The sequence below is a fragment of the Mesorhizobium sp. M7A.F.Ca.CA.001.04.2.1 genome (assembly GCF_003998485.1).
In the GTDB taxonomy this organism is placed as follows: Bacteria; Pseudomonadota; Alphaproteobacteria; order Rhizobiales; family Rhizobiaceae; genus Mesorhizobium; species Mesorhizobium ciceri.
Genome location: NZ_RZQT01000120.1, coordinates 1 through 18454, shown reverse-complemented (window position 1 = coordinate 18454; position 18454 = coordinate 1). Strand labels below are relative to the sequence as shown.

The following is an 18454-nucleotide window of genomic DNA, read 5'->3' as shown; positions in this document are numbered from 1 at the left end:
AGCCTCAGTCCCGTGCCACCGTCTCGGAAACCGTGATGCCACGCCTGGCCAATTCATCGAAGAACCTGATGTCGGGCACATCCAGCAGCGGGTTCAAAAAGCCGGGTCTGGTGATCTCGCCCCTCGCCAGCATCTGCGCCACGATGCTGGCGGGATAGCCGACGCCGAGGCTCATGCCGAACAGGCCGGAAACGAGATCGCGTTCGATGATCAGGTCCGACGTCACCGTCTTGGCGCGGCCGCCTTCGAGGCCGGAAAAGACATTGCGCATCACGCAAAGATCCTTTTCGCCGGGGCCGTATTGCAATTGCGGGCCGAGCAGCCGGCCAAGGAATTCGCGCGGGCTGTTGGAGGTGCCGGGCACCTTGTCCTCAGAGAGGAAACCGAGTTCCTTCAACGGCGCCCAGAAGGCCGACCATCCCGGCCAGCGCAGTGTGTAGCGGCCGGAGCGGCGCAGCCCTTTTGCGGCGTCCAGCATCTCGACATAGTGCAGCGCGTCGCCATTGGGGAAGGCTTCGAGCCTGCCGAGGCCGGCAACCTCGATTTCATGGATGAACGGATTGTCGTGCTGCTGGCCGGCAGGCACTGCGACACGGTTCCCGTCCTCGATCATCACGCTGTCGCGGTTCTGGCTGACCAGGACCATGTCGAAATTCCAGCTCACCTTGTAGCACAGCGGCTTGGCCATCGCCTTCGGCTCGGGGATGCCGCCGCAATAGGAATCGATCGAAGAAATCGAGTCGAACTGCCTGGCGGCGCGCGCGTAGAGCACGAGGTCGATGCCGGGGTCGAGCCCGCATTCGGTCATGATCGAGACACCGGCCTGTTCGGCGGCCGGCGCCAGGTCGGCGATCGACTTGGCGTAATTGGTGGTGACCAGCGGCGTGCGCGTGGCAATCGCGGCCGTTACCGCCTCGCGCATCAGCGGCTGCGGCAACAGGTCGATGACGGCGTCGACATCATCAAGCACAGTGGCCAGGGCCTGGCCGATCGCGCCCTCAGGCACCACGAAGCGCACGCGGGCAAGATCGGTCAGGCCGGCAAGCCGGGCCGGGCCGTCCGCTGCGGTATCGACGCAGACGATTTCCTCGACGCCGTCGCTGGCGACGAGGTCGGTGATTGCCGCCCGACCTTGCAAGCCGAGGCCGCCGAGAACCGCGATCTTCATGCCGGCTCCTTGCGGTCGTCCGACCAGCAGCCTTCCGGCAGGCTGACCCATTTGTTGCAGGACGCCATGACGACGAATGTCTCGCTGCGCACGACTTCGCCTGGCTCGCCGGCGCCGGGGATCAGCTCGCTGGTGACGCGGTAGAGATCGGCGACGTCACCGGCCACCGTCACGTCGACGATGATATCGAAGCGCCCGGTGACCACCGAGGCCGAGTTGACGAAGGGCAGTTCGGCAATGCGCTGCGCCAGTTCGCGGGCCCGGCCGCGCCCTTGGGCATTGATGCCGACAATGGCGGAGATCAGCTCGGGGCGCTCGGTCAGGTTCAGCAGCCCGACGATCTTGAGCAGGTTGCGGTCGAGCAGGTTGCGCAGCCGCGAGCGCACCGTCGGCACCGAAATCGCCAATATCTCGGCGATCCGGTTGATGCCCGGCTGGGCGTCCTGCGACAGCTGTTTGACCAGCCGCCGATCGGTCAGATCGAGATGTTCCCGCAAAGTCCCCGTCTTTCACAAAAGGAAAAAAGTTTGGCGATTTTTTTGCCAATGTGCAAACAAGCTACGTCACGAATATTTGAAAAGCAAGGCAATGATTCAGCGCTGATGGGGATAGGTGCTCGCTGTCCGGCTCACGCCAGCGCTGCCGCCAGCAATTTTGCCTGCGGCGTCAAATCGTCGAAGCGGCGGGCGCAGAGATTGAGCTGGCGCGTCGCCCAGTCGTCGGTCAGCCGAAGGCGTCGCAGCGAGCGTGCCGAGCGGCGCGCGGCACTTTCCGGCACGATGGCGATGCCGGCACCTTGCGCGACCAGCCGGCAGACATTGTCGAGGCCGGGAACGCGGATGCGGACATGCAGATGGCCGCCAAGGCGGGCCGCCTGGCGGGCGATGTGCTCCTGCAGCGCATGGCCGGTGCTGAGGCCGACGAAAGATTCGCCGAGAAGCTCAGTGAGGTTGACGGTGCGGCCTTCAAGGCCGGGCCGGTTTCGCGCGGCGATCACCACCAGCCGGTCGATGAAGAACGGTTTCTGCTCGAGGTGCGCAAGGCCGGCCCAGGTGGCGGCGATGCCGAGATCGGCCGCACCACTGGCCACGGCTTGCGCGATCTCATGGCTGGGGCGCTCGTCGAGCTCGATGTCGATGCCGGGATGCGCGACAAGGAAGGTGGGCAGGATCTCGCGCAGCAACTCGGCTGTGGCGGCGGTGTTGGCCATCAGCCGGACGCGGGCGCGCAGGCCGGTGGCATAGGCGGCGAGGTCGCCGGTCATCGCTTCGATCTGGTTCTGCACCGCGCGCGCATGATGCAGCAGCGCCTGTCCGGCCGCCGTCGGCACCACCCCACGGCGCCGGCGCTCCAGCAGCGGCGCGCCGAGCCGCTCCTCCATGCCCTTGATGCGGGCGCTGGCCGACGCCAGGGCCAGTCCGGCAAGCTCGGCGCCATGGGTGATGCTGCCGCGTTCGGCGACCAGCAGGAACAGGCGGAGATCGACCAGATCGAAGCGCATTCTCTTGCTCCTGCGAATATTCAGCGCCGGGAAGGCGGTCGGCCAACCAGCCTTCGTCGTGGCCGAAGGCTGGCAGCGCAACTTCCACATTGTGATCGGCCAGGATTTTCGTCAAACAGTTTCGAAGGAGAATTGCGATGAACGAACGAACATCAGGGCGGCTCGGCATTCTTGAAAGCACGGCGATCGTGCTGGCCATTGTCGTGGCCGGCCTTGCCATGGCGCGAGCGGGATCAGGCCTGCGGGGATGCGCGGCGACGGTCGTATCCACCAGCCGCGATGCGGCGCCGGCAAAGGCCGCCAGCCCGGATGCCGACGCAACCGATATGCTGCTGCATGACTGATCCGGCCCTGAAGATACGATCATGCTGAGCGCCGGCATCCTCGCCTGGATCGGCGCCGTGTTCCTCGCCGCCGGCTTCGTCAAGGGTGTCGTCGGCATGGGGCTGCCGACCGTGGCGATGGGCCTGCTGGCGGTAACGATGCCGCCAGCACAGGCCGCGGCACTGCTGCTGATCCCGTCGCTGGTTACCAACCTCTGGCAATTGCTGACCGGCCCGTCCTTCGGCCGGCTGTGCAAGCGGCTGTGGACGATGATGGCCGGCGTGATGCTTGGCACCGTTGCCGGCGCCGGCCTGCTCACCGGCACACACTCTGGCGTTGCCTCGGCCGGGCTCGGTGCGGCGCTGGTGCTTTACGCCATTCTCGGCCTGCTCAAGCTTGGCTTCACCACGCCGGCGCGCGGCGAAGCCTTGATGTCACCGCTGGTCGGGGTGGCGACCGGGCTGGTCACCGGCGCCACCGGCGTCTTCGTCATCCCGGCGGTGCCCTATCTGCAGTCGCTGCGGCTGGAGAAAGAAGACCTGATCCAGGCGCTCGGCCTGTCCTTCACTGTGTCTACGGCGGCGCTCGCCATCGGGTTGTTCAAGGCAGGCGCCCTGGCGTCGCCGAGTGCGCAACTGGTGGGGTCGGTCGCAGCCCTTGTGCCGGCGCTGGCCGGCGTGTTCGCCGGCCAGGCGCTGCGCCAGAAGATGAGCGTCGAGACCTTCCGCAAAGTGTTCTTCGCGGGGTTGCTGGCGCTTGGGGTCTATCTCGTGGGGGAGTTGGTGTTCTAGGCGCCGGACTTCCCCAGAGCACTGGCAGGAAGTCGTCAGCCAATGCTTTCGCTGAGATCAGCGAGCGTGACCATGAGTGTCAACGGCTCGACCGGCGAGCGCTCGAACCCGATGGTGATGTAGAAAGCTCGGGCATCGTCGGAAATCGCATGCACCACTATGCCTTTGATGCCCAGTATTTCAGCAGCCTGGAGAATTCGTAGACCGGCATCCCTTACCAGCGCCCGACCGATGCCCCGACCGTGATAGGCTTGGTCTACGGCTAACCTGCCTAGCACTGCGACGGGGATCGGATCGGGCATGTTGCGCCGGAAACGGCTGGAAGTTTCGACCATTTTCACGGCGCCGCTGGCAACGGCATAGTAGCCAATCACACGGTTGCCTTTGCAAGTCACATAGGTCCGGGATACACCGCCCGCTTGATTGGTGCGAGCACGTTTTTTCAACCAATCGTCGAGCGCTGTAATGCCCGACGAAAATTCCCCGAGTTCGTGATGATCCGCGAGTGGAACCGGGACCGACAGCGTCACGCAGCTTCCCACGGAGCCTTTGTCGTCATCGTGCGGCGCAATCGGTCGTTGGGCTGCGGCGGCGCGTCGAGGCGTGCCAGAAACGCAGCGTAGACATCCGGTTCGACGGTAAACACGAGACGGTTGAGCAACGCTTCCTCAGCGGCGCGTTGCGAGGCTTCAAGCATGAAGTCGGTGCGATTCTTACCGAGCAATTCGGCTGCGCGGTCGATCAGATTGCGAACTTCCGGCTTGACGCGGATGTTGAGCGGAACGCTCTTCGGCACCGGATGATGTGACGTTGGCATGGACGGCTCCTTCGTCGCGCATATCTAGCACAGCGTAACGACATTGTCATTACCCGGTTCGATGGAGCATGCGATCCGTAGTAGCCCTACCGCACGACCAGCACCGGGATCTCCGTGTAGGACAGCACTTCCGCCGTCTGGCTGCCGAGGAGCAGCTTGCCTAGTCCGCGGCGGCCGTGCGAAGCCATGACGATCAGGTCGCAGCCCAGGGCCTGCGACAGTTCCAGAATGGCTTCGGCGGGCCGCTTGTCCTCGACATGCACGACCTCCGCCGAGACGCCGGCGGCGTCGGCCGATGCCTTGCACTTGTCAAGAACTTCCTTGGCGTATTTGCGCGCCTCTTCCTGATAGGCGGGCCAGTTCATCGCCGGCGGCGTAGCCGGCCATGGCGCCGCCCCAGGCGAAGATCGGGAATTGTTCGGAGACGGTGATGAAAGTAACAGAGGCGCCGAGGCCCTTGGCCAATGTCAGGCCGTGGGTAACGCCCTTGTCGGCCAGTTCCGATCCGTCCGTGGCGATGAGCAAATGTTTGTACATGATGACATGACCTGTTGCGCAAGGGCCGATGCCCTTGAGGTGGCGGGAGCCTTGTGGAGGGCTGGCCTTGATATAGTTGCGGCCTCGGGCCGATCACAGGGCCGGCCCCGCCGCGGATCAAGGCCAGGCGACCACGCAGTCTTGTACCAAGCGGATTCCCCTTTGCCGCATCGTCGCCTAAGGTGCCGGTGACATTGAAAGGCAGTCCATGAGCAACCCGTATCCGCAAATCCATCTGGTCCGGCATGGTGAAACGGCATGGAGCCTTTCGGGGCAGCATACCGGCCGCACCGACATGCCGTTGACCCCGGTTGGCGAGGCCGCCGCGCGGGGTGTCGCGGACAGGCTCGAGGGCCTGTCTTTTTCGGCCGTATGGTCGAGCCCGTCGCAGCGCGCCTACAACACCAGCGTACTGGCCGGCTTCGGCGCGCAGAGCGTCAAGAAGGACGATCTGCAGGAGTGGGACTATGGCGCCTATGAGGGGCTGACGACAAAACAGATCCTGGCCGAGCGCCGCGGCTGGAATGTGTTTCGCGATGGGTGTCCAAAGGGCGAGATGGCGGCCGATGTCGGCGCGCGGGCCGACAGGATTATCGCTGGGCTGCGCGAGGCCAATGCCAGCATATTGGTGTTTTCCAGCGCACATTTTCTGCGCGTGCTGGCGGCGCGCTGGATCGGGCTGCCGCCGGAGGGCGGCGCGCTGCTGGTGCTCGATACGGCCAGCATCAGCGTGCTCGGCTACGAGCATGATTTGAGCGAGCCGGTCATCCGGAAATGGAACCAGAAATAGAGCAGCTTCGGCCAGCGGCGCCGCTTACGCCTATCTGTCGAATTTCCTGATCGCCTCAGCGGTTACCGGCGTGAAGAAATTCACCAGATTGCCGTCAGGGTCGCGAAACAACAGCGAGCGGTTGCCCCAGGGCATGGTGGTCGGCTTCTGCACAGTGATATTCCTGAGGAGGTCCGAGAGCCTGGCGAATTCAGCATCGACGTCGCCGACGCGGAACTCGATGATGGCGGTGTGGTTGTCGGCGGGGCGGGCGATGTCGCCGCCGAACAGCATCAAGGTGCGTGTGCTGCCGATCGCCAGCGTGCAGGTCGGCGTCGCCAGTTCGGCGAAGTCTTCCGTGTACACCGTCACGGGCATGCCGGTGATCTCACCGTAGAAGTGAACGAGACGCTGGACGTCCGACGTGATGATGCGGACGGAGACGAAATTCATTGCATTGGCTCCCTGATCGTTGAAGCCGTGGCCGGCTCCCATCCGACCTATAGGCCAGGCCTGCTGACAGCTTTCCGTCAGGAGGGATCGCCGTGCGCCTGCACCAGCGGCACGCCCTGCTTACCCCCTCAGCAGCGACAACTCTTCTGCTGTCAAATGCCGTGCCGTACCCTTGGCGAGGTCGCCGAGCGGCAGGCGGCCGATGGCGATGCGGATGAGGCGCAGGACCTCGACGCCGTGCGCGGCGAGCAGGCGACGGATGTGGCGGTTACGGCCTTCGTCGAGCACGATCTCCAGCCAGGCGGTGCGGCCGCCACTGCGCAAAAGTTCGATCGCGTTCGCGGTGAGCACCTCGCCGTCGACGATCACGCCGGCGCGCAACGTCTCCAGCATCGGAGCATCCGGTACCGTGCCGATCTGCACGTGATAGGTTTTCGGCAGATGCGAAGCCGGGTCCATCAGCCGGTTGGCAAACCGGGTGTCGTTGGTCATCAGCAGCAGGCCTTCGCTCGCCTTGTCGAGGCGGCCGACCGGGGAGACGAAGGGCAAGTCGAGCCCTTCCATGCAGGCATAGACGGTGTCGCGCTGCTGCGGGTCGTCGCGGGTGGTGACCAGCCCGCGCGGCTTGTTGAGCATGAGATAGACCTTGCGCTCGGCAACCACCGGCCTGTCGTCGACGACGATGCGGTCGCGGTCGAGGTCGACGCGCAGCGCCGCATCGCGCACCACCTTGCCGCCGACGCGCACGCGGCCTTCGGCGATCAGCACCTCGGCCTGCGTGCGCGAGCACAGGCCGAGCTTCGACAGCGCCCGGTTGAGACTGACGCCGGGCGCCCCCTGCCTGCCGCTCTGCCGTGTCTGCCGTGGTGTCATGGTGCCGTCTGCGCTGGTGGAGCCGACAGATGCCACGGGCTGCAATGGCTTCGCAAGCGTGGTGCTGTCTTCCTATACAGGGCAAGGGCAATGGCGGCATCCGTACCGCCTGGAACAGCGATATTGTCGCCGCCGCATCCGCTATAATCTGCACCCCATGAGTGAGTCCGCTGCGCCGATAACCAAGACCGTCGTCATCGGTGCCGAGCCGGCCAAGGTCTGGCGGATACTGACGACGCCAGAAATGATCCCGCAATGGATGTCCGACGAGGAGTTGACCGTCAGCCTGCAAGGGCAGGCCGGCGGCGCGATCGGGATGCGCGGACTGCTGCACGGAATACCGTTCGAAAACCACGGCACCATCCGCACTTTTGAGCCGGGAATGAGCTTCGCCTACAGCTACTGGAGCACGCTGTCGGCCTCGCGTCTGGCGGACGTGCCCGAAAATCACACCGTGGTCAGCTTCGACCTGGCGCCGGCGGATGGGGGAACACTGTTGACACTGACGCTCAGCGACTTCGCCGAACCGGCGATCCGGCCGCACGCCAATCTCTACTGGGGGCCGACCTTGCAGATCCTGAAGGCGGTCTGCGAGCGCGCTTGAGGGCGGGCGGGAGTCATCGCAGCGGATAGGTCGTCCCGCCCTTACTCTTTGGGGTATCGGGCGAGAGCCAGCGCGCGGATGCGGTCGGCGACGGCGCTGTCGACCGGGTTGTAGACGGTCAGGCTCAAATCCGGCCGGCCGTCGACCGCGAAGCCTGAATATTCCAGTTCGATATCGCCAAGTTCCGGGTGCTTCAGGCGCTTTGTCCCGTCGCCATGGCTGAGCACGCCGTTTTCCCGCCACAGGGCGGCAAACTCGGGGCTGGCGCTGCAGAGTTCGTCGACGAGTTCACGCACCTCGGAGACAGCGCCGGCGCGTGCCGCATCGGCCCGGAACGCGCCCACCACGAAACGGGCGAGGTTTTGCCAGTCGTGCTGCCTGGCGCGGATATGGGGACTGAGGAACATGAAGCGCAGAATGTTGCGCTCGCCCTCGGGCAGGGTGCTGTAGTCGGTCAGCACGACCCTCGCGGCACGGTTCCAGGCAACGACGTCCCAGGTAGCGGTCCTGACTATGGCGGGGCTGGCATCGAGCGTGTCGATGAGGCGCTGCAGCCGGGGGCTGACGCCTTCGACGCCCCTGTAGCGGACCTCGGGCGGGCGCCCCAGCCCGAGCATGAAAAGATGTTCGCGCTCCGCCTCGGTCAGCAGCAGCCCCTTGGCGATGCGGTTGAGGACATCGGCCGAGGGTGCGCCGCCGCGGCCCTGTTCCAGCCATGTGTACCAGGTCGGGCTGATGTTGGCGCGCTGCGCGACCTCTTCGCGGCGCAGCCCCGGCGTGCGTCTGCGTCCGGAAAACCCGAATGATGCGGGATCAAGCCGGGTGCGCCGGTCTTTGAGGAACGCTGCTAGTGAGCCGGAATTGGAAGGCATCCTGTTAGCCATTATACCACGATAAGATCACTACTTTAATAGAATAATAGACCGGCAATATTGCGCAGGCAACTGTACAGGAGATTTTGCATGCGTATCTTTCTCACCGGCGCGACCGGTTTCATCGGTTCGGCGATCGTTCCCGAACTCATCAAGGCAGGCCACCAGGTGGTCGGCGTGACCCGCTCCGACGCCGGCGCCGAGGCGCTGGCCGCCGCCGGTGCTGAAGTGCATCGCGGAACGCTCGAGGAGCCCGAAGGGCTGTGCGATGGCGCGGCCAAGGCGGACGGCGTGATCCACACGGCATTCGACCACGACTTTTCGCGGTTTGCCGAGAATTGCGAAAAGGACAAACGCGTCATCGCCGCACTGGGCGCCGCGCTCGCCGGCTCCGACCGGCCGCTGGTGATCACCTCCGGCGTCGGCATGGGCAGCCCCGGGCATGGCCAGTTGGCGATCGAGGACGTCTTCAACGCCAGCCATCCCAATCCGCGCATCGCCTCGGAGCTGGCCGGCAATGCCTTGCTGGACGCCGGCATCAATGTGTCGGTGGTGCGGCTGCCGCAGGTCCACAATCCGGTCAAGCAAGGCCTTATCACGCCGCTCATCGAGATCGCGCGTGAAAGGGGCGTCTCGGCCTATGTCGGCGAAGGCCGCAATCGCTACTCCGCGGGCCACCTCCTCGATGCGGCGCGGCTTTACCGGCTCGCCGTGGAAAAGCGGCAGCCGGGCGCGCGCTATCACGCGGTCGGCGAGGAAGGTGTCGAAGTGCGCGCTATCGCCGAGGCGCTCGGCCGGGGTTTGAAATTGCCGGTGGTTTCCATTGCGCCGGAAAAGGCGGCGGAGCATTTCGGCTGGATGGCGATGTTCGCGCCGATGGATCTGCCGTCCTCCAGCGCTCTGACCCAGGCACGGCTCGGCTGGCACCCCACCGGCCCGACGCTGATCGCCGATCTCGATGCCATGCGGTATTGATGCGCTTAGCAACGCTCGAGGTGAGCCGAAGTCTCTGACTTCGTCATCCCTGGACGAAGCAGGAGCGCAGCTCCGTCGCGGAGACCCTGGGCCACGCCGCGACCTTTCGGGATTATGCTCCAGGGCTGACCGCGTAGCGCAGATGGACGAGCCCATGCGCCAGCGCCTCGCAGCTCTTCAGGGACAGCTGCGTCTTGCCCGCCAGGCCGCTCTCGCCGAACTCGGCGAAACCCTGATTGGCGGCCCGCCCGTCGATCGCGGGTGCAACGAGAAGGCTCAATTCATCGACGAGCCCGGCGGCGAGGAAGGAGCCGTTGATGCTGGCGCCGCCCTCGAGCAGCAGCCGGCTTATGCCGAGTTCGCGTCCGAGGACCTCAAGCATGGCGGCGAGATCGACATCGGCGGTTTCCGCGACGATATAGGACACGCCGTCGGCGGCAAGCTCTGCCAAATGGCTGTCGGCAACGTCGCGCCCAAGCAGCACCACGACATGGTCGCCACCGATGTCGGGTTTGGAAAAGTGAAGCTTGCCCGAGGCATCGAGCGCCACGGCATAACTGCCCGCACCTATTTGCGCGAAATGATAGGGCCGGTCGACCTTGCCGGCATTGGCCGGCGGATGCGCGCCGGCCTTGCTCATCTCGGCCATGGTGACGCGCCCGACGATCCAGGCATCAGCCGCGAGATCATTATGGATATGCTCGTAGAGGCTCGACCACTCGGCCCGGGTGCCATCGGGGCTCGAGGTATAGCGGCTGGGGTGGAGGCTGCCGTCAAGGGATGCCAGCATATGGCAGATGATTTGCGGCTTCATGTTGTTCTCCAGTCGAGTGCTTTGGGTTCAGTCCAAAGTAGTGCCACGCGGGGAGAATGGAAGCCGCACGCCTCATGACGTACCCAGCCGTTGAGACGGCATGTGCCGGCAGGTATCATGACCGGATGTCCGCGAACATAATCCTGTTTCATTCGGTTCTGGGGCTGCGCGAGCACGAGCGGCATCTTGCGGGAAAGCTGGGCGCCGCCGGTCACGCCGTTTCGCTGCCGGACCTCTATGCGGGCGTGGCGACGGACGATCTCGAGCAAGGCTTCGCGATCAAGGCGCGGATCGGCTGGGAGGTCATTTGCCAAAGGGCGCGCGATGCCCTGGCCTCGACGCCCGGCGATACGGTGCTGGCGGGGATTTCGATGGGTGCAGGCGTGGTCGCGTCAGTCTGGGCCTTGCGGCCGCTGACGGCCAAGGTGCTGCTGTTGCATGGGCTGGCAACCGTGCCTGCGAACATCCGGCCCGGCCTGCCGGTTCAATTGCATGTCGCCGACACCGATCCGTTCTTCCCCGAGCCGGATGTCCGCGCCTGGCAGCACGCCGCCGAGGCCGCGCAAACCGATGTGCGGATCTTCCGCTATCCAAACTCGGGACATTATTTCTCGGATCCAGCTCTGCCCGACTACAACGACACAGCCGCGGCGCTGCTTTGGCAGCGTGTTCTGGCGTTCCTGGATTGAGAAGCAGAGGGGCGGCCTTGCATTGGAGGTCTTCCGACAAAGCGGCCCCCACGCCGGAAATCCAAAATCCGACAATTCCGATAATTTGCCTGGCACCGCTGTTATATCGATGTTGCACAAATGGTTGGCCCTGGGTTAGCATCCCTGCGCAGGCGTCGGTGGGAGGCTCTTTTTACAGCGGCGGCCAGCTGGAGCGGCATGCGTTTTCGGGCGCAGGGAGGATGCTCCACACTTTGAACCGACGCATGATCCTTCCTGAAACCGATCCCGGTTTTCGGGTCGTGCGTTCTTGTGGAGGAGGATCCCATGAACAGACGTGAATTCCTGCTGTCGTCCGCGGCTTTCGGCGCCATGATGGTTGCCGCGCCTTCTGTGTTTGCGCAGGACAAGCTCACTATCCTTGGCTCGGTGCCCAGTCTCGGCTTTCCGTTCTTCGTGCACATGCTGAACGAGATCAAGGCGGAAGCCGCCACGCAAGGCGTCAATCTGACCGAAAGCGACGGCCAGAACTCGGCCACCAAGCAGACCGCCGACATCGAGGCCGCCCTGGTGCAGAAGGTCAACGCCATCGTCATCTCGCCGCTCGACGTCAACGCCCTGGCGCCGGCCATCGAGGAAGCGGTCAAGGCCGGCGTTCCCGTAGTGACGATCGACCGCCGCGTAGACGGCGTCGAGGGCATCCTCGCCCATGTCGGCGCCGACAATGTGAAGGGCGGCGAGGCGGAAGCCAACGCCGTGGTGGCGGCGTTTCCCAACGGTGCCAAGCTGTTCCATCTGCAGGGCCAGCCCGGCGCCGGCCCGGCGATCGACCGCAACAAGGGCGTGCACAATGTGCTCGATCCTCTGAAGGACAAGTATCAGATCGTCTTCGAGCAGACCGCCAACTTCGCCCGCGCCGAGGCGCTGTCGGTGACCGAGGCTGGCCTTGCCGCCAACGGCAAACCCGACGCCATCGTCTGCGCCAATGACGACATGGCGCTGGGCGCCATGGAGGCTTGTGCCGCGCGCAACTTCACCGACGTCAAGATCTACGGCTTCGATGCACTGCCCGAAGCGCTGGTCGCCGTGCGCGACGGCAAGCTTGCGGGCACGGTCGAGCAATTCCCCGGCGAGCAGTCGCGCACTGCGGTGCGCATCGCGGTGGCCTTTGCCAAGGACAAGACCGAGCCGAAGGAGAAGCTGGTGCTGCTGACGCCAATCGTCATCGGCAAGGACAATCTCGACAAGGCGGAGCGGATTGGCGAGACGAAGTAGAGGTTTGGCGGGGATCGGCCGATTGGCAAGGCCGGCGGGACAGCGCCCCCCTCTGTCCTGCCGGACATCTCCCCCTCAAGGGGGAGATCGACTGTTCCTCCTGCTTTCGCCAGTTCCCAAATGTTGAAAGAAAAGGTGTCGCCGGTGACACAGCCAATCTCCCTTGAGGGGGAGATGTCCGGCAGGACAGAGGGGGGCGTTCAAGCGCTGACAGGCGACATCAACTGCATGGAAGGAGCCACCCTTGCCGCCAGCCGCTGAAGCCGCCTCGCCCGAACCCATCCTGCTTGCCGTCGAAGGCATCACCAAGCATTTCTCGGGCGTCACCGCGCTCAGCGATGTCTCGCTCGATATCCGCCCCGGCGAGATCCTCGGCCTGCTGGGCGAAAACGGCGCCGGCAAATCGACGCTCTTGAAAATCCTCTCGGGTGTGATGCCGCCGTCGGGCGGCCGCATCACTTTCGACGGTGCCGATTATCATCCCTCCAGCCCGCAGGATGCCAAGCGGCTTGGCATCGTCACCATCTATCAGGAACTGAGCCTGATCCCGACGCTGACCGTGGCGGAGAACATTTTCATCGGCCGCGCGCCGATCGGCCCGCTCGGGCTGGTGAACTGGCGCAAGATGGAGGAAGATTCCCGCACGATCATCGCCCGCGTCGGTCTCTCCATAGATCCGATGACGCCGGTCTCGGCACTGTCGGTGGCCGAGCAGCAACTGGTCGAGATTGCTCGGGCGCTGTCGCTGGAAAGCCGGCTGATCATCATGGACGAGCCGACCTCGGCGCTGACCGAGACCGAGGTGCAGCGGCTGCTGTCGATCATGGACCGGCTGCGCAAGGATAAGGTCGCCATCATGTTCGTCACCCACCGGCTGGAGGAAGCGTCCGCCATATGCGATCGCATGACGGTGCTGCGCGACGGCAGGCTTGCCGGCCACCTTAACCGTGAAGGCGGGCCGATCGCGCTGCCCAAAATCATCGAGAAGATGGTCGGCCGCGCGGCGTCCGAGCTCTACGCCCGGCCGGCGCAACGCGCGGTGGCCGGCGATGTCGTGCTGTCGGTGCGCGGCCTGCGCACCGTGCGCGACCCCGAGGCGCCGCACGCCATCGTGCTCGACGGCGTCGACATAGACCTCAAGGCCGGTGAAATCCTCGGCGTTGCCGGGCTTGTCGGCTCAGGCCGCACCGAACTGGCGCGCGCTATCTTCGGCGCCGACCGCATCGCGGCCGGCACCATCACGCTCGACGGCGAGCCGATCGCCCCGGCATCGCCCGCGGACGCCATTGCGCTCGGCATCGGCCTGGTGCCGGAGGACCGCAAGCACCAGGCGATCTTTGCCGCGCTGGGCATCCTGCCGAATTTCTCCATCGCTTCGCTGGGCAGCTTCAGCAACGGTTTCGGCTTCATGGCCGAGCGGCGCGAGCGCGATGCGCTGTCCGGGTTTCGAAAGATGCTGTCGATCCGCATGGCTTCGGCCGAGCAGGCGATCGAGGGCCTGTCGGGCGGCAACCAGCAAAAGGTGATCCTGGCGCGCTGGCTCGCGCGCGATCCGAAAGTGCTGATCGTCGACGAGCCGACGCGCGGCGTCGATGTCGGCGCCAAGACCGAGGTGCACCAGATCCTGGTGCAGCTTGCGGCGCGCGGCATTGCGGTGATGATGATCTCGTCCGAGCTGCCCGAGGTGCTGGCGGTTTCGGACCGCATCGTCACCATGCGCCGCGGACGCATCACCGGCCAGATGCCGGGCGTCGAGGCAAACGAGGAAAGACTGATGGAACTGATGGCACTCGACCGCAAGGAGACACTATGAGCGTGGCGGGGGAGCAGGATCAGCGCGGCGGCATCAACTTCGCGCGGCTTTTGATGAGCTTCGGGCCGCTGCTGTTCCTGGTGGCGCTGATCATCGTCTTCACGGTGCTGAAGCCGAGCTTCATGGACCCGATCAACCTGTTCAACATCACAAGGCAGATCTCGATCACCGGGCTGATCGCGCTCGGCATGACCTTCGTCATCCTTACCGCCGGCATCGACCTGTCGGTCGGCTCGCTGCTCGCCTTCTGCGGCATGGTCGCCGCCGTGGTCGCCAAGGGCGGCACGGCCAACACGCTGTCGCTGTCGACGAGCGGCACGCAAGGATTCGGCTGGTTCGCCGCGCTGCTGGCCGCCATCATCGTCGGAGCCGCTGCCGGCGGCGTGCAGGGACTTGTCATCACCCGGCTGAAAGTGCCGCCCTTCGTCGTCACGCTGGGCGGGCTGACGGTGTTTCGCGGGCTGACGCTGACCATCTCCAATGGCGGCCCGATCTCGGGCTTCGACGCCTCGATGCGCTGGTTCGGCACCGGGCTGATCGGCCCGGTGCCGGTGCCGGCGCTGATCTTCGCGGCGGCCGCCATCCTGTGCCACATCGTGCTGCGCTACACGCGCTATGGCCGCGCCGTCTATGCCGTCGGCGGTAATGCGGAAGCAGCGCGGCTGTCGGGCCTGCGCGTCGATCGCATCCTGGTCTCGGTCTACGTCATTGTCGGCTTCTTCGCCGGGCTCGCGGCCTTCGTGCTGTCGGCCAGGCTGAACTCCTCGGAAGCGGTGGCGGGCATCGGCTACGAACTGACCGTCATTTCGGCCGTCGTCATCGGCGGCACCTCGCTGTTCGGCGGCATCGGCTCGGTCGGCGGCACGGTGGTGGGGGCGGCGCTCATCGGCGTGCTGCAGAACGGGCTGCAGTTCAACAACGTCTCGTCCTACACGCAAAGCATCGTCATCGGGCTCATCCTGATCCTGGCGGTGGCGTTCGACCGCTGGCTGAAGTCGCGGGTGCGACGGTGAGGGGCGAAGGGAGATGTTAACGCCCAGGCGCCCCCCCTCTGTCCTGCCGGACATCTCCCCCTCAAGGGGGGAGATCGGATGTCATGACTGCTTTCGCTAATTTTCAACGTTGAAGAGAAAGCGGCGAGGACGAAGCTGCTGATCTCCCCACTTGAGGGGGAGATGTCCGGCAGGACAGAGGGGGGCGCCTCGCTCTGCCCCCTGGCAGGAGACCCCACCCCATTCCTTGCAAAACAATCATGCTTTGCTAGAAAGATTTTGGCGGGTGGCATCGTGAGAGAACCTCATGTTTGCCGATATCATCAGACCGATCACCCTAGGTTTTTCGCTGCTGCTGCGGTTCTGGCCACAGCTCATCGCCCTGGTGCTGGCCGGCGTGATGGTCGGCGATCTCCTCATGCTGCTGGCGGCGAAGGTGGCGCTGGCCAATCACTTCGCCGGGTTGGCGATGCTGACCCTGGTGGCGCTGGCGCAGCTGGTGGTGACGGTGGCAATGTTCCACGTGCTGCGCCCCGGCCTGCCGCATGTGGTGGCCGCGCAGCGCGGCGCCGACAAGGCCGCAACCACCGAGACGCAAACGAAGCCGGGTGCCGAGGCTGACCGGCGCGGCTCGCGGCTGGTGCGGATGATCACCATCGCGCTTCTGCCGTTCTTCGCCTATTATGCCGCCTGGGGATTTCTGGGCGACATCGTGCGGCAGTATTCGCGCGAAACACTCGACCAGGCCGATTTCGGCCAGAGCGCTGATGTGCTCGACGTGCTCGACTCGCGCTGGCTGCTGGTCTCCGTGGCGGTGTCCTGGCTGATCCGCCGGCTGGCCAAATTCATGCAGGCTAAGACAGGTGCGGAGTCGTTCTGGCAGATCGTGGTGGTGATCTGCGAGACCAACTGGATTTTCGTCGGTCTCTACGTGATCAGCCGCTGGAAGGACTCGGCGCTGCAATGGCTGATGAGCCGCAATTTCTGGTCGGTCCTGCAGGCATCGGTGGACGGGCTGGCAAACCCGGTGCCGATGGTCTCGGCCGCACCCATGGTGCCGGTCGAGATCTCCTCGATCGCGCCGTCGACGGCTGCGATCAACCTGTTCTTCTTCATGCTCCTGCCGCTGATCTGGCTGGTGATGGCGGCGCTGATCTACGGCTATGACGTGCGCGACGATGCTGCCCTGATGCGCGTGCACGGCCGGCTGGAGCGTGCCGGCCGGCGCTATGCCGGCCTGCCGAAATTCCTGCGCGATTTCGTCGAGCATTTCATCGCCGGCTACCGCTCGCGCTATCTGCCGATCGCCAACGGCGTGCGGCTGACGGTCAGCGCCAGCCTGGTGCTGTTGTGCACGCTGGTGGTCGGCTACCGGTTGCTCGACTGGGGCGCGGCCTGGCTGTGGCTCGGCGCGACGCGGCTGATCGGCCCACACGAGCTCGATATCTGGCAGATTTTTTCGCATGCCGTGACGCTACTCTTCGGCAGCCCGTTCCAGGATTCCTCCACCGGCATCCTGATCGAGCCGCTGCGCATATGCTTTCTCGCCGCCGTGCTGGAGACGGCGTTTTCGATGGCGAAGCGGGCGGGGAAGTGAGCTTTCTTTACGGGGAGAAGGATGCTGTCACTTCGGCGGCCGCTGAAAACGCAGGAACCAGGGGCGCTCGCTGCCCAGGCCAACGGCCGGGCGGATGGTCTCGATGGCATCCTCGGGCACGATGAAGGTCTCGCCGACGCTGATGATTTCGCCCTTTTGGGCGCCGGAGAAGATCGCCGAGGTGCAGTTCATCACGCCGTCCGGCAGGCTGACGCCGGAGATGAAGTCGGGCAGCCAGCGGCGGCCGGCGGCGTCGGTCAGCATCACCTTGCAGCCCAGCCACTGCTTTTGCAGATCGGGATCGCCGACCGTGACGGCGAAGGTGGCGATGACGGCCATGGCATGGTCGGGCAAGCGGCCGGCCTTGCCGCCGCGCAAATCGGCCAGCCGCCATTCGCTGCCGCCGAACGGCGCGCCTTGGCCAAACTCGACATCCCTGGCGATGAGGTCCTCGCCATGCAGCCATTCACGGATGCTCTCATAGCTGGTTTCGGCCAGCGTCAGCGGCAGCAGGATAGCGAGCGCGGCAAGACCGCGCCGTCGCCATTTTTTCTCGCCACCGCCGGCTGGGTCGATGTCGGTTGAAACCGCGCTCATGTCTTGCCCTGCCGTGTCTGGCCCTGCGGCGGTGCAGGAGCGTCGAGATCGTATAGCGGCAAGACATCCGCCGGTTGACCATCGGCACCGGTCGGAACGGCATCGAGGCTGATGCGAGCCTGGGCGTCGAGCGGGCCGAACTGACGTGCGGCGATAAGCAGGCTGGCGCCTCGGATCTGGTCGGCCGGCAACTCGAAGACGAACAGGCCGCTTCTCTCCAGCCCTGGATCGACGGCATGTGGCGGCATATCCTGGCGATAGTTGAGCCGCTCCGTCTGGCGGTAGCGCAGGCCGGTCGGGCCTTGCCAGGTGCCGTCGGCGACCGTGGTGGAGGTGCTGGTGGCGGTGAGATTGGTCGTCGCCACCGCCCACAGGCCGCTGGTGGTCAGCAGCCTTTCCTGGCCGAACTGGTTGGTCTTCAGCGTGCGCGCAAAGACCATTCTGTCGAGGCGGACATCGAAGCTGCGCGCCCGCACCGTGTCGTGCATGGCGCCATCAATGGGGATCGGCGCGGTAAGTTCGGCATAATGCGGCTTCGACACCTGCATGCCGTAGCTGAGCGCCACGGTGGCGGCGACGATCAGGAGATTGCCGATGGCGCGGATCCTCATGAGCCGCTCTCGGGCAGGTCGGCGACCGGCATGGTGACGGTGCCGAGCCGATAGGGATTGAACCAGCCCGGCGTGCCGTAAAGATTGTCGCGCGGCTTGAAGATCTCGGCGGTGACGCCGAAGCTGAGATTTGCCGGCACGGCGGCGTTACCGGCAAGCGGCCAGACATAGGCCATGCGTTCGGTCATGCCGGGATGCAGTTCCGGCGTCAGCGTCGAATCGCGGGCCAGCGCGATCATCGGCGTGGAATCGGGCAGGTCGATCCCGTCCGGCTTGAAGACGTTGAAATAAGCCTTGTCGGATTGCGCCGTGCGATTGGTCAGATCGGCCTCCAACACCAGCGCCTTCTGGCCTGGTTTCAGCGCCACGCCATAGAGTTTGGCGCGGCTGACATAGGCGCGCG

22 protein-coding genes and 1 pseudogene are annotated in these 18454 nt (G+C 65.0%); 10 read left to right on the top strand and 13 right to left on the bottom strand.

Translation table 11 applies throughout. The features are described 5' to 3' along the window. Positions 1–4 precede the first annotated feature (4 nt). From EN955_RS27320 to EN955_RS27310, 3 genes are all read right to left on the bottom strand, one after another. Positions 5–1168 carry a saccharopine dehydrogenase family protein gene (locus EN955_RS27320; RefSeq protein WP_024501776.1) on the bottom strand — a complete coding sequence of 388 codons (1164 nt, stop codon included), beginning with the start codon at positions 1166–1168 and terminating at the stop codon, positions 5–7. Next, positions 1165–1665, bottom strand: a complete 501-nt coding sequence (locus EN955_RS27315) for an Lrp/AsnC family transcriptional regulator (RefSeq protein WP_024501775.1) — start codon at positions 1663–1665, stop codon at positions 1165–1167. Before EN955_RS27315 ends, EN955_RS27320 begins: the two co-directional genes overlap by 4 nt. Positions 1666–1796: 131 nt before the next feature. Beyond that, complete coding sequence (locus EN955_RS27310) at positions 1797–2669, bottom strand: LysR substrate-binding domain-containing protein (protein ID WP_024501774.1); 873 nt, start codon at positions 2667–2669, stop codon at positions 1797–1799. A 137-nt stretch (positions 2670–2806) separates the two neighbouring features. Here EN955_RS27310 and EN955_RS27305 point away from each other — a divergent pair, with 137 nt between their 5' ends. Together EN955_RS27305 and EN955_RS27300 are read left to right on the top strand one after the other, a co-directional pair. Next, positions 2807–3013: a hypothetical protein gene (locus EN955_RS27305; protein WP_024501773.1), complete on the top strand. Its 207-nt coding sequence runs from the start codon at positions 2807–2809 to the stop codon at positions 3011–3013. Positions 3014–3034: 21 nt separating this feature from the next. Then, on the top strand, positions 3035–3784 hold the full coding sequence (locus EN955_RS27300) for a sulfite exporter TauE/SafE family protein (RefSeq protein WP_024501772.1): 750 nt from the start codon (positions 3035–3037) through the stop codon (positions 3782–3784). A 35-nt stretch (positions 3785–3819) separates the two neighbouring features. Here the strand turns inward: EN955_RS27300 and EN955_RS27295 are convergent, their stop codons facing one another. The 3 genes and pseudogenes from EN955_RS27295 to EN955_RS27285 form a co-directional block, all read right to left on the bottom strand. Continuing rightward, the gene (locus tag EN955_RS27295; RefSeq protein ID WP_024501771.1) at positions 3820–4314 is read right to left on the bottom strand and encodes a GNAT family N-acetyltransferase; all 495 of its coding nucleotides are present in this window, start codon (positions 4312–4314) and stop codon (positions 3820–3822) included. Then, complete coding sequence (locus EN955_RS27290) at positions 4311–4601, bottom strand: DUF1778 domain-containing protein (protein ID WP_013530564.1); 291 nt, start codon at positions 4599–4601, stop codon at positions 4311–4313. The genes EN955_RS27295 and EN955_RS27290 overlap by 4 nt, the downstream gene beginning before the upstream one ends. Before the next feature lie 86 nt (positions 4602–4687). Continuing rightward, a pseudogene (locus tag EN955_RS27285) lies at positions 4688–5138 on the bottom strand (universal stress protein). 208 nt (positions 5139–5346) lie between these two features. Here EN955_RS27285 and EN955_RS27280 point away from each other — a divergent pair. After that, entirely contained in the window at positions 5347–5928 is a 582-nt protein-coding gene (locus EN955_RS27280) for a histidine phosphatase family protein (protein ID WP_024501770.1), read from the top strand. Between the two features lie 30 nt (positions 5929–5958). On the opposite strand, the gene EN955_RS27275 is transcribed toward EN955_RS27280, so the two are convergent. Both EN955_RS27275 and EN955_RS27270 read right to left on the bottom strand, forming a co-directional pair. Continuing rightward, the gene (locus EN955_RS27275) at positions 5959–6360 is read right to left on the bottom strand and encodes a VOC family protein (RefSeq protein ID WP_013530567.1); all 402 of its coding nucleotides are present in this window, start codon (positions 6358–6360) and stop codon (positions 5959–5961) included. Between the two features lie 120 nt (positions 6361–6480). After that, positions 6481–7233: a pseudouridine synthase gene (locus EN955_RS27270; protein WP_024501769.1), complete on the bottom strand. Its 753-nt coding sequence runs from the start codon at positions 7231–7233 to the stop codon at positions 6481–6483. On the opposite strand from EN955_RS27270, the gene EN955_RS27265 reads away from it, so the two are divergent. Then, positions 7232–7837, top strand: coding sequence for an SRPBCC domain-containing protein (locus EN955_RS27265; RefSeq protein WP_245265291.1), 606 nt, complete (start codon positions 7232–7234; stop codon positions 7835–7837). The genes EN955_RS27270 and EN955_RS27265 overlap by 2 nt on opposite strands. Positions 7838–7878: 41 nt before the next feature. Here the strand turns inward: EN955_RS27265 and EN955_RS27260 are convergent, their stop codons facing one another. Beyond that, complete coding sequence (locus EN955_RS27260; RefSeq protein ID WP_032898616.1) at positions 7879–8721, bottom strand: helix-turn-helix transcriptional regulator; 843 nt, start codon at positions 8719–8721, stop codon at positions 7879–7881. 78 nt (positions 8722–8799) lie between these two features. On the opposite strand from EN955_RS27260, the gene EN955_RS27255 reads away from it, so the two are divergent. After that, positions 8800–9684 carry an SDR family oxidoreductase gene (locus EN955_RS27255; RefSeq protein ID WP_024501766.1) on the top strand — a complete coding sequence of 295 codons (885 nt, stop codon included), beginning with the start codon at positions 8800–8802 and terminating at the stop codon, positions 9682–9684. A gap of 112 nt (positions 9685–9796) precedes the next feature. On the opposite strand, the gene EN955_RS27250 is transcribed toward EN955_RS27255, so the two are convergent. Further along, positions 9797–10498, bottom strand: coding sequence for a RibD family protein (locus EN955_RS27250; protein WP_024501765.1), 702 nt, complete (start codon positions 10496–10498; stop codon positions 9797–9799). A 125-nt stretch (positions 10499–10623) separates the two neighbouring features. Between EN955_RS27250 and EN955_RS27245 the strand changes: the two genes are divergently transcribed. From EN955_RS27245 to EN955_RS27220, 5 genes are all read left to right on the top strand, one after another. Further along, positions 10624–11187 carry a dienelactone hydrolase family protein gene (locus tag EN955_RS27245; RefSeq protein WP_024501764.1) on the top strand — a complete coding sequence of 188 codons (564 nt, stop codon included), beginning with the start codon at positions 10624–10626 and terminating at the stop codon, positions 11185–11187. Between the two features lie 306 nt (positions 11188–11493). After that, positions 11494–12441 carry a substrate-binding domain-containing protein gene (locus tag EN955_RS27240; RefSeq protein WP_013530574.1) on the top strand — a complete coding sequence of 316 codons (948 nt, stop codon included), beginning with the start codon at positions 11494–11496 and terminating at the stop codon, positions 12439–12441. Between the two features lie 244 nt (positions 12442–12685). Further along, a complete protein-coding gene (locus EN955_RS27235; RefSeq protein ID WP_024501763.1) occupies positions 12686–14254 on the top strand; it encodes a sugar ABC transporter ATP-binding protein in 1569 nt (522 codons plus the stop codon). After that, a complete protein-coding gene (locus tag EN955_RS27230) occupies positions 14251–15267 on the top strand; it encodes an ABC transporter permease (RefSeq protein ID WP_013530576.1) in 1017 nt (338 codons plus the stop codon). Before EN955_RS27235 ends, EN955_RS27230 begins: the two co-directional genes overlap by 4 nt. A 286-nt stretch (positions 15268–15553) precedes the next feature. Then, positions 15554–16843, top strand: coding sequence for a hypothetical protein (locus EN955_RS27220; RefSeq protein WP_024501762.1), 1290 nt, complete (start codon positions 15554–15556; stop codon positions 16841–16843). A gap of 27 nt (positions 16844–16870) precedes the next feature. Here the strand turns inward: EN955_RS27220 and EN955_RS27215 are convergent, their stop codons facing one another. From EN955_RS27215 to EN955_RS27205, 3 genes are all read right to left on the bottom strand, one after another. Next, complete coding sequence (locus EN955_RS27215) at positions 16871–17440, bottom strand: hypothetical protein (RefSeq protein WP_024501761.1); 570 nt, start codon at positions 17438–17440, stop codon at positions 16871–16873. After that, positions 17437–18051 (bottom strand): hypothetical protein, encoded by a 615-nt coding sequence (locus tag EN955_RS27210; protein ID WP_024501760.1) that lies wholly within the window; start codon positions 18049–18051, stop codon positions 17437–17439. Before EN955_RS27210 ends, EN955_RS27215 begins: the two co-directional genes overlap by 4 nt. Beyond that, a partial coding sequence (locus tag EN955_RS27205; protein ID WP_127223484.1) for a hypothetical protein occupies positions 18048–18454 on the bottom strand: 407 nt, incomplete at its 5' end. The genes EN955_RS27210 and EN955_RS27205, both read right to left, overlap by 4 nt.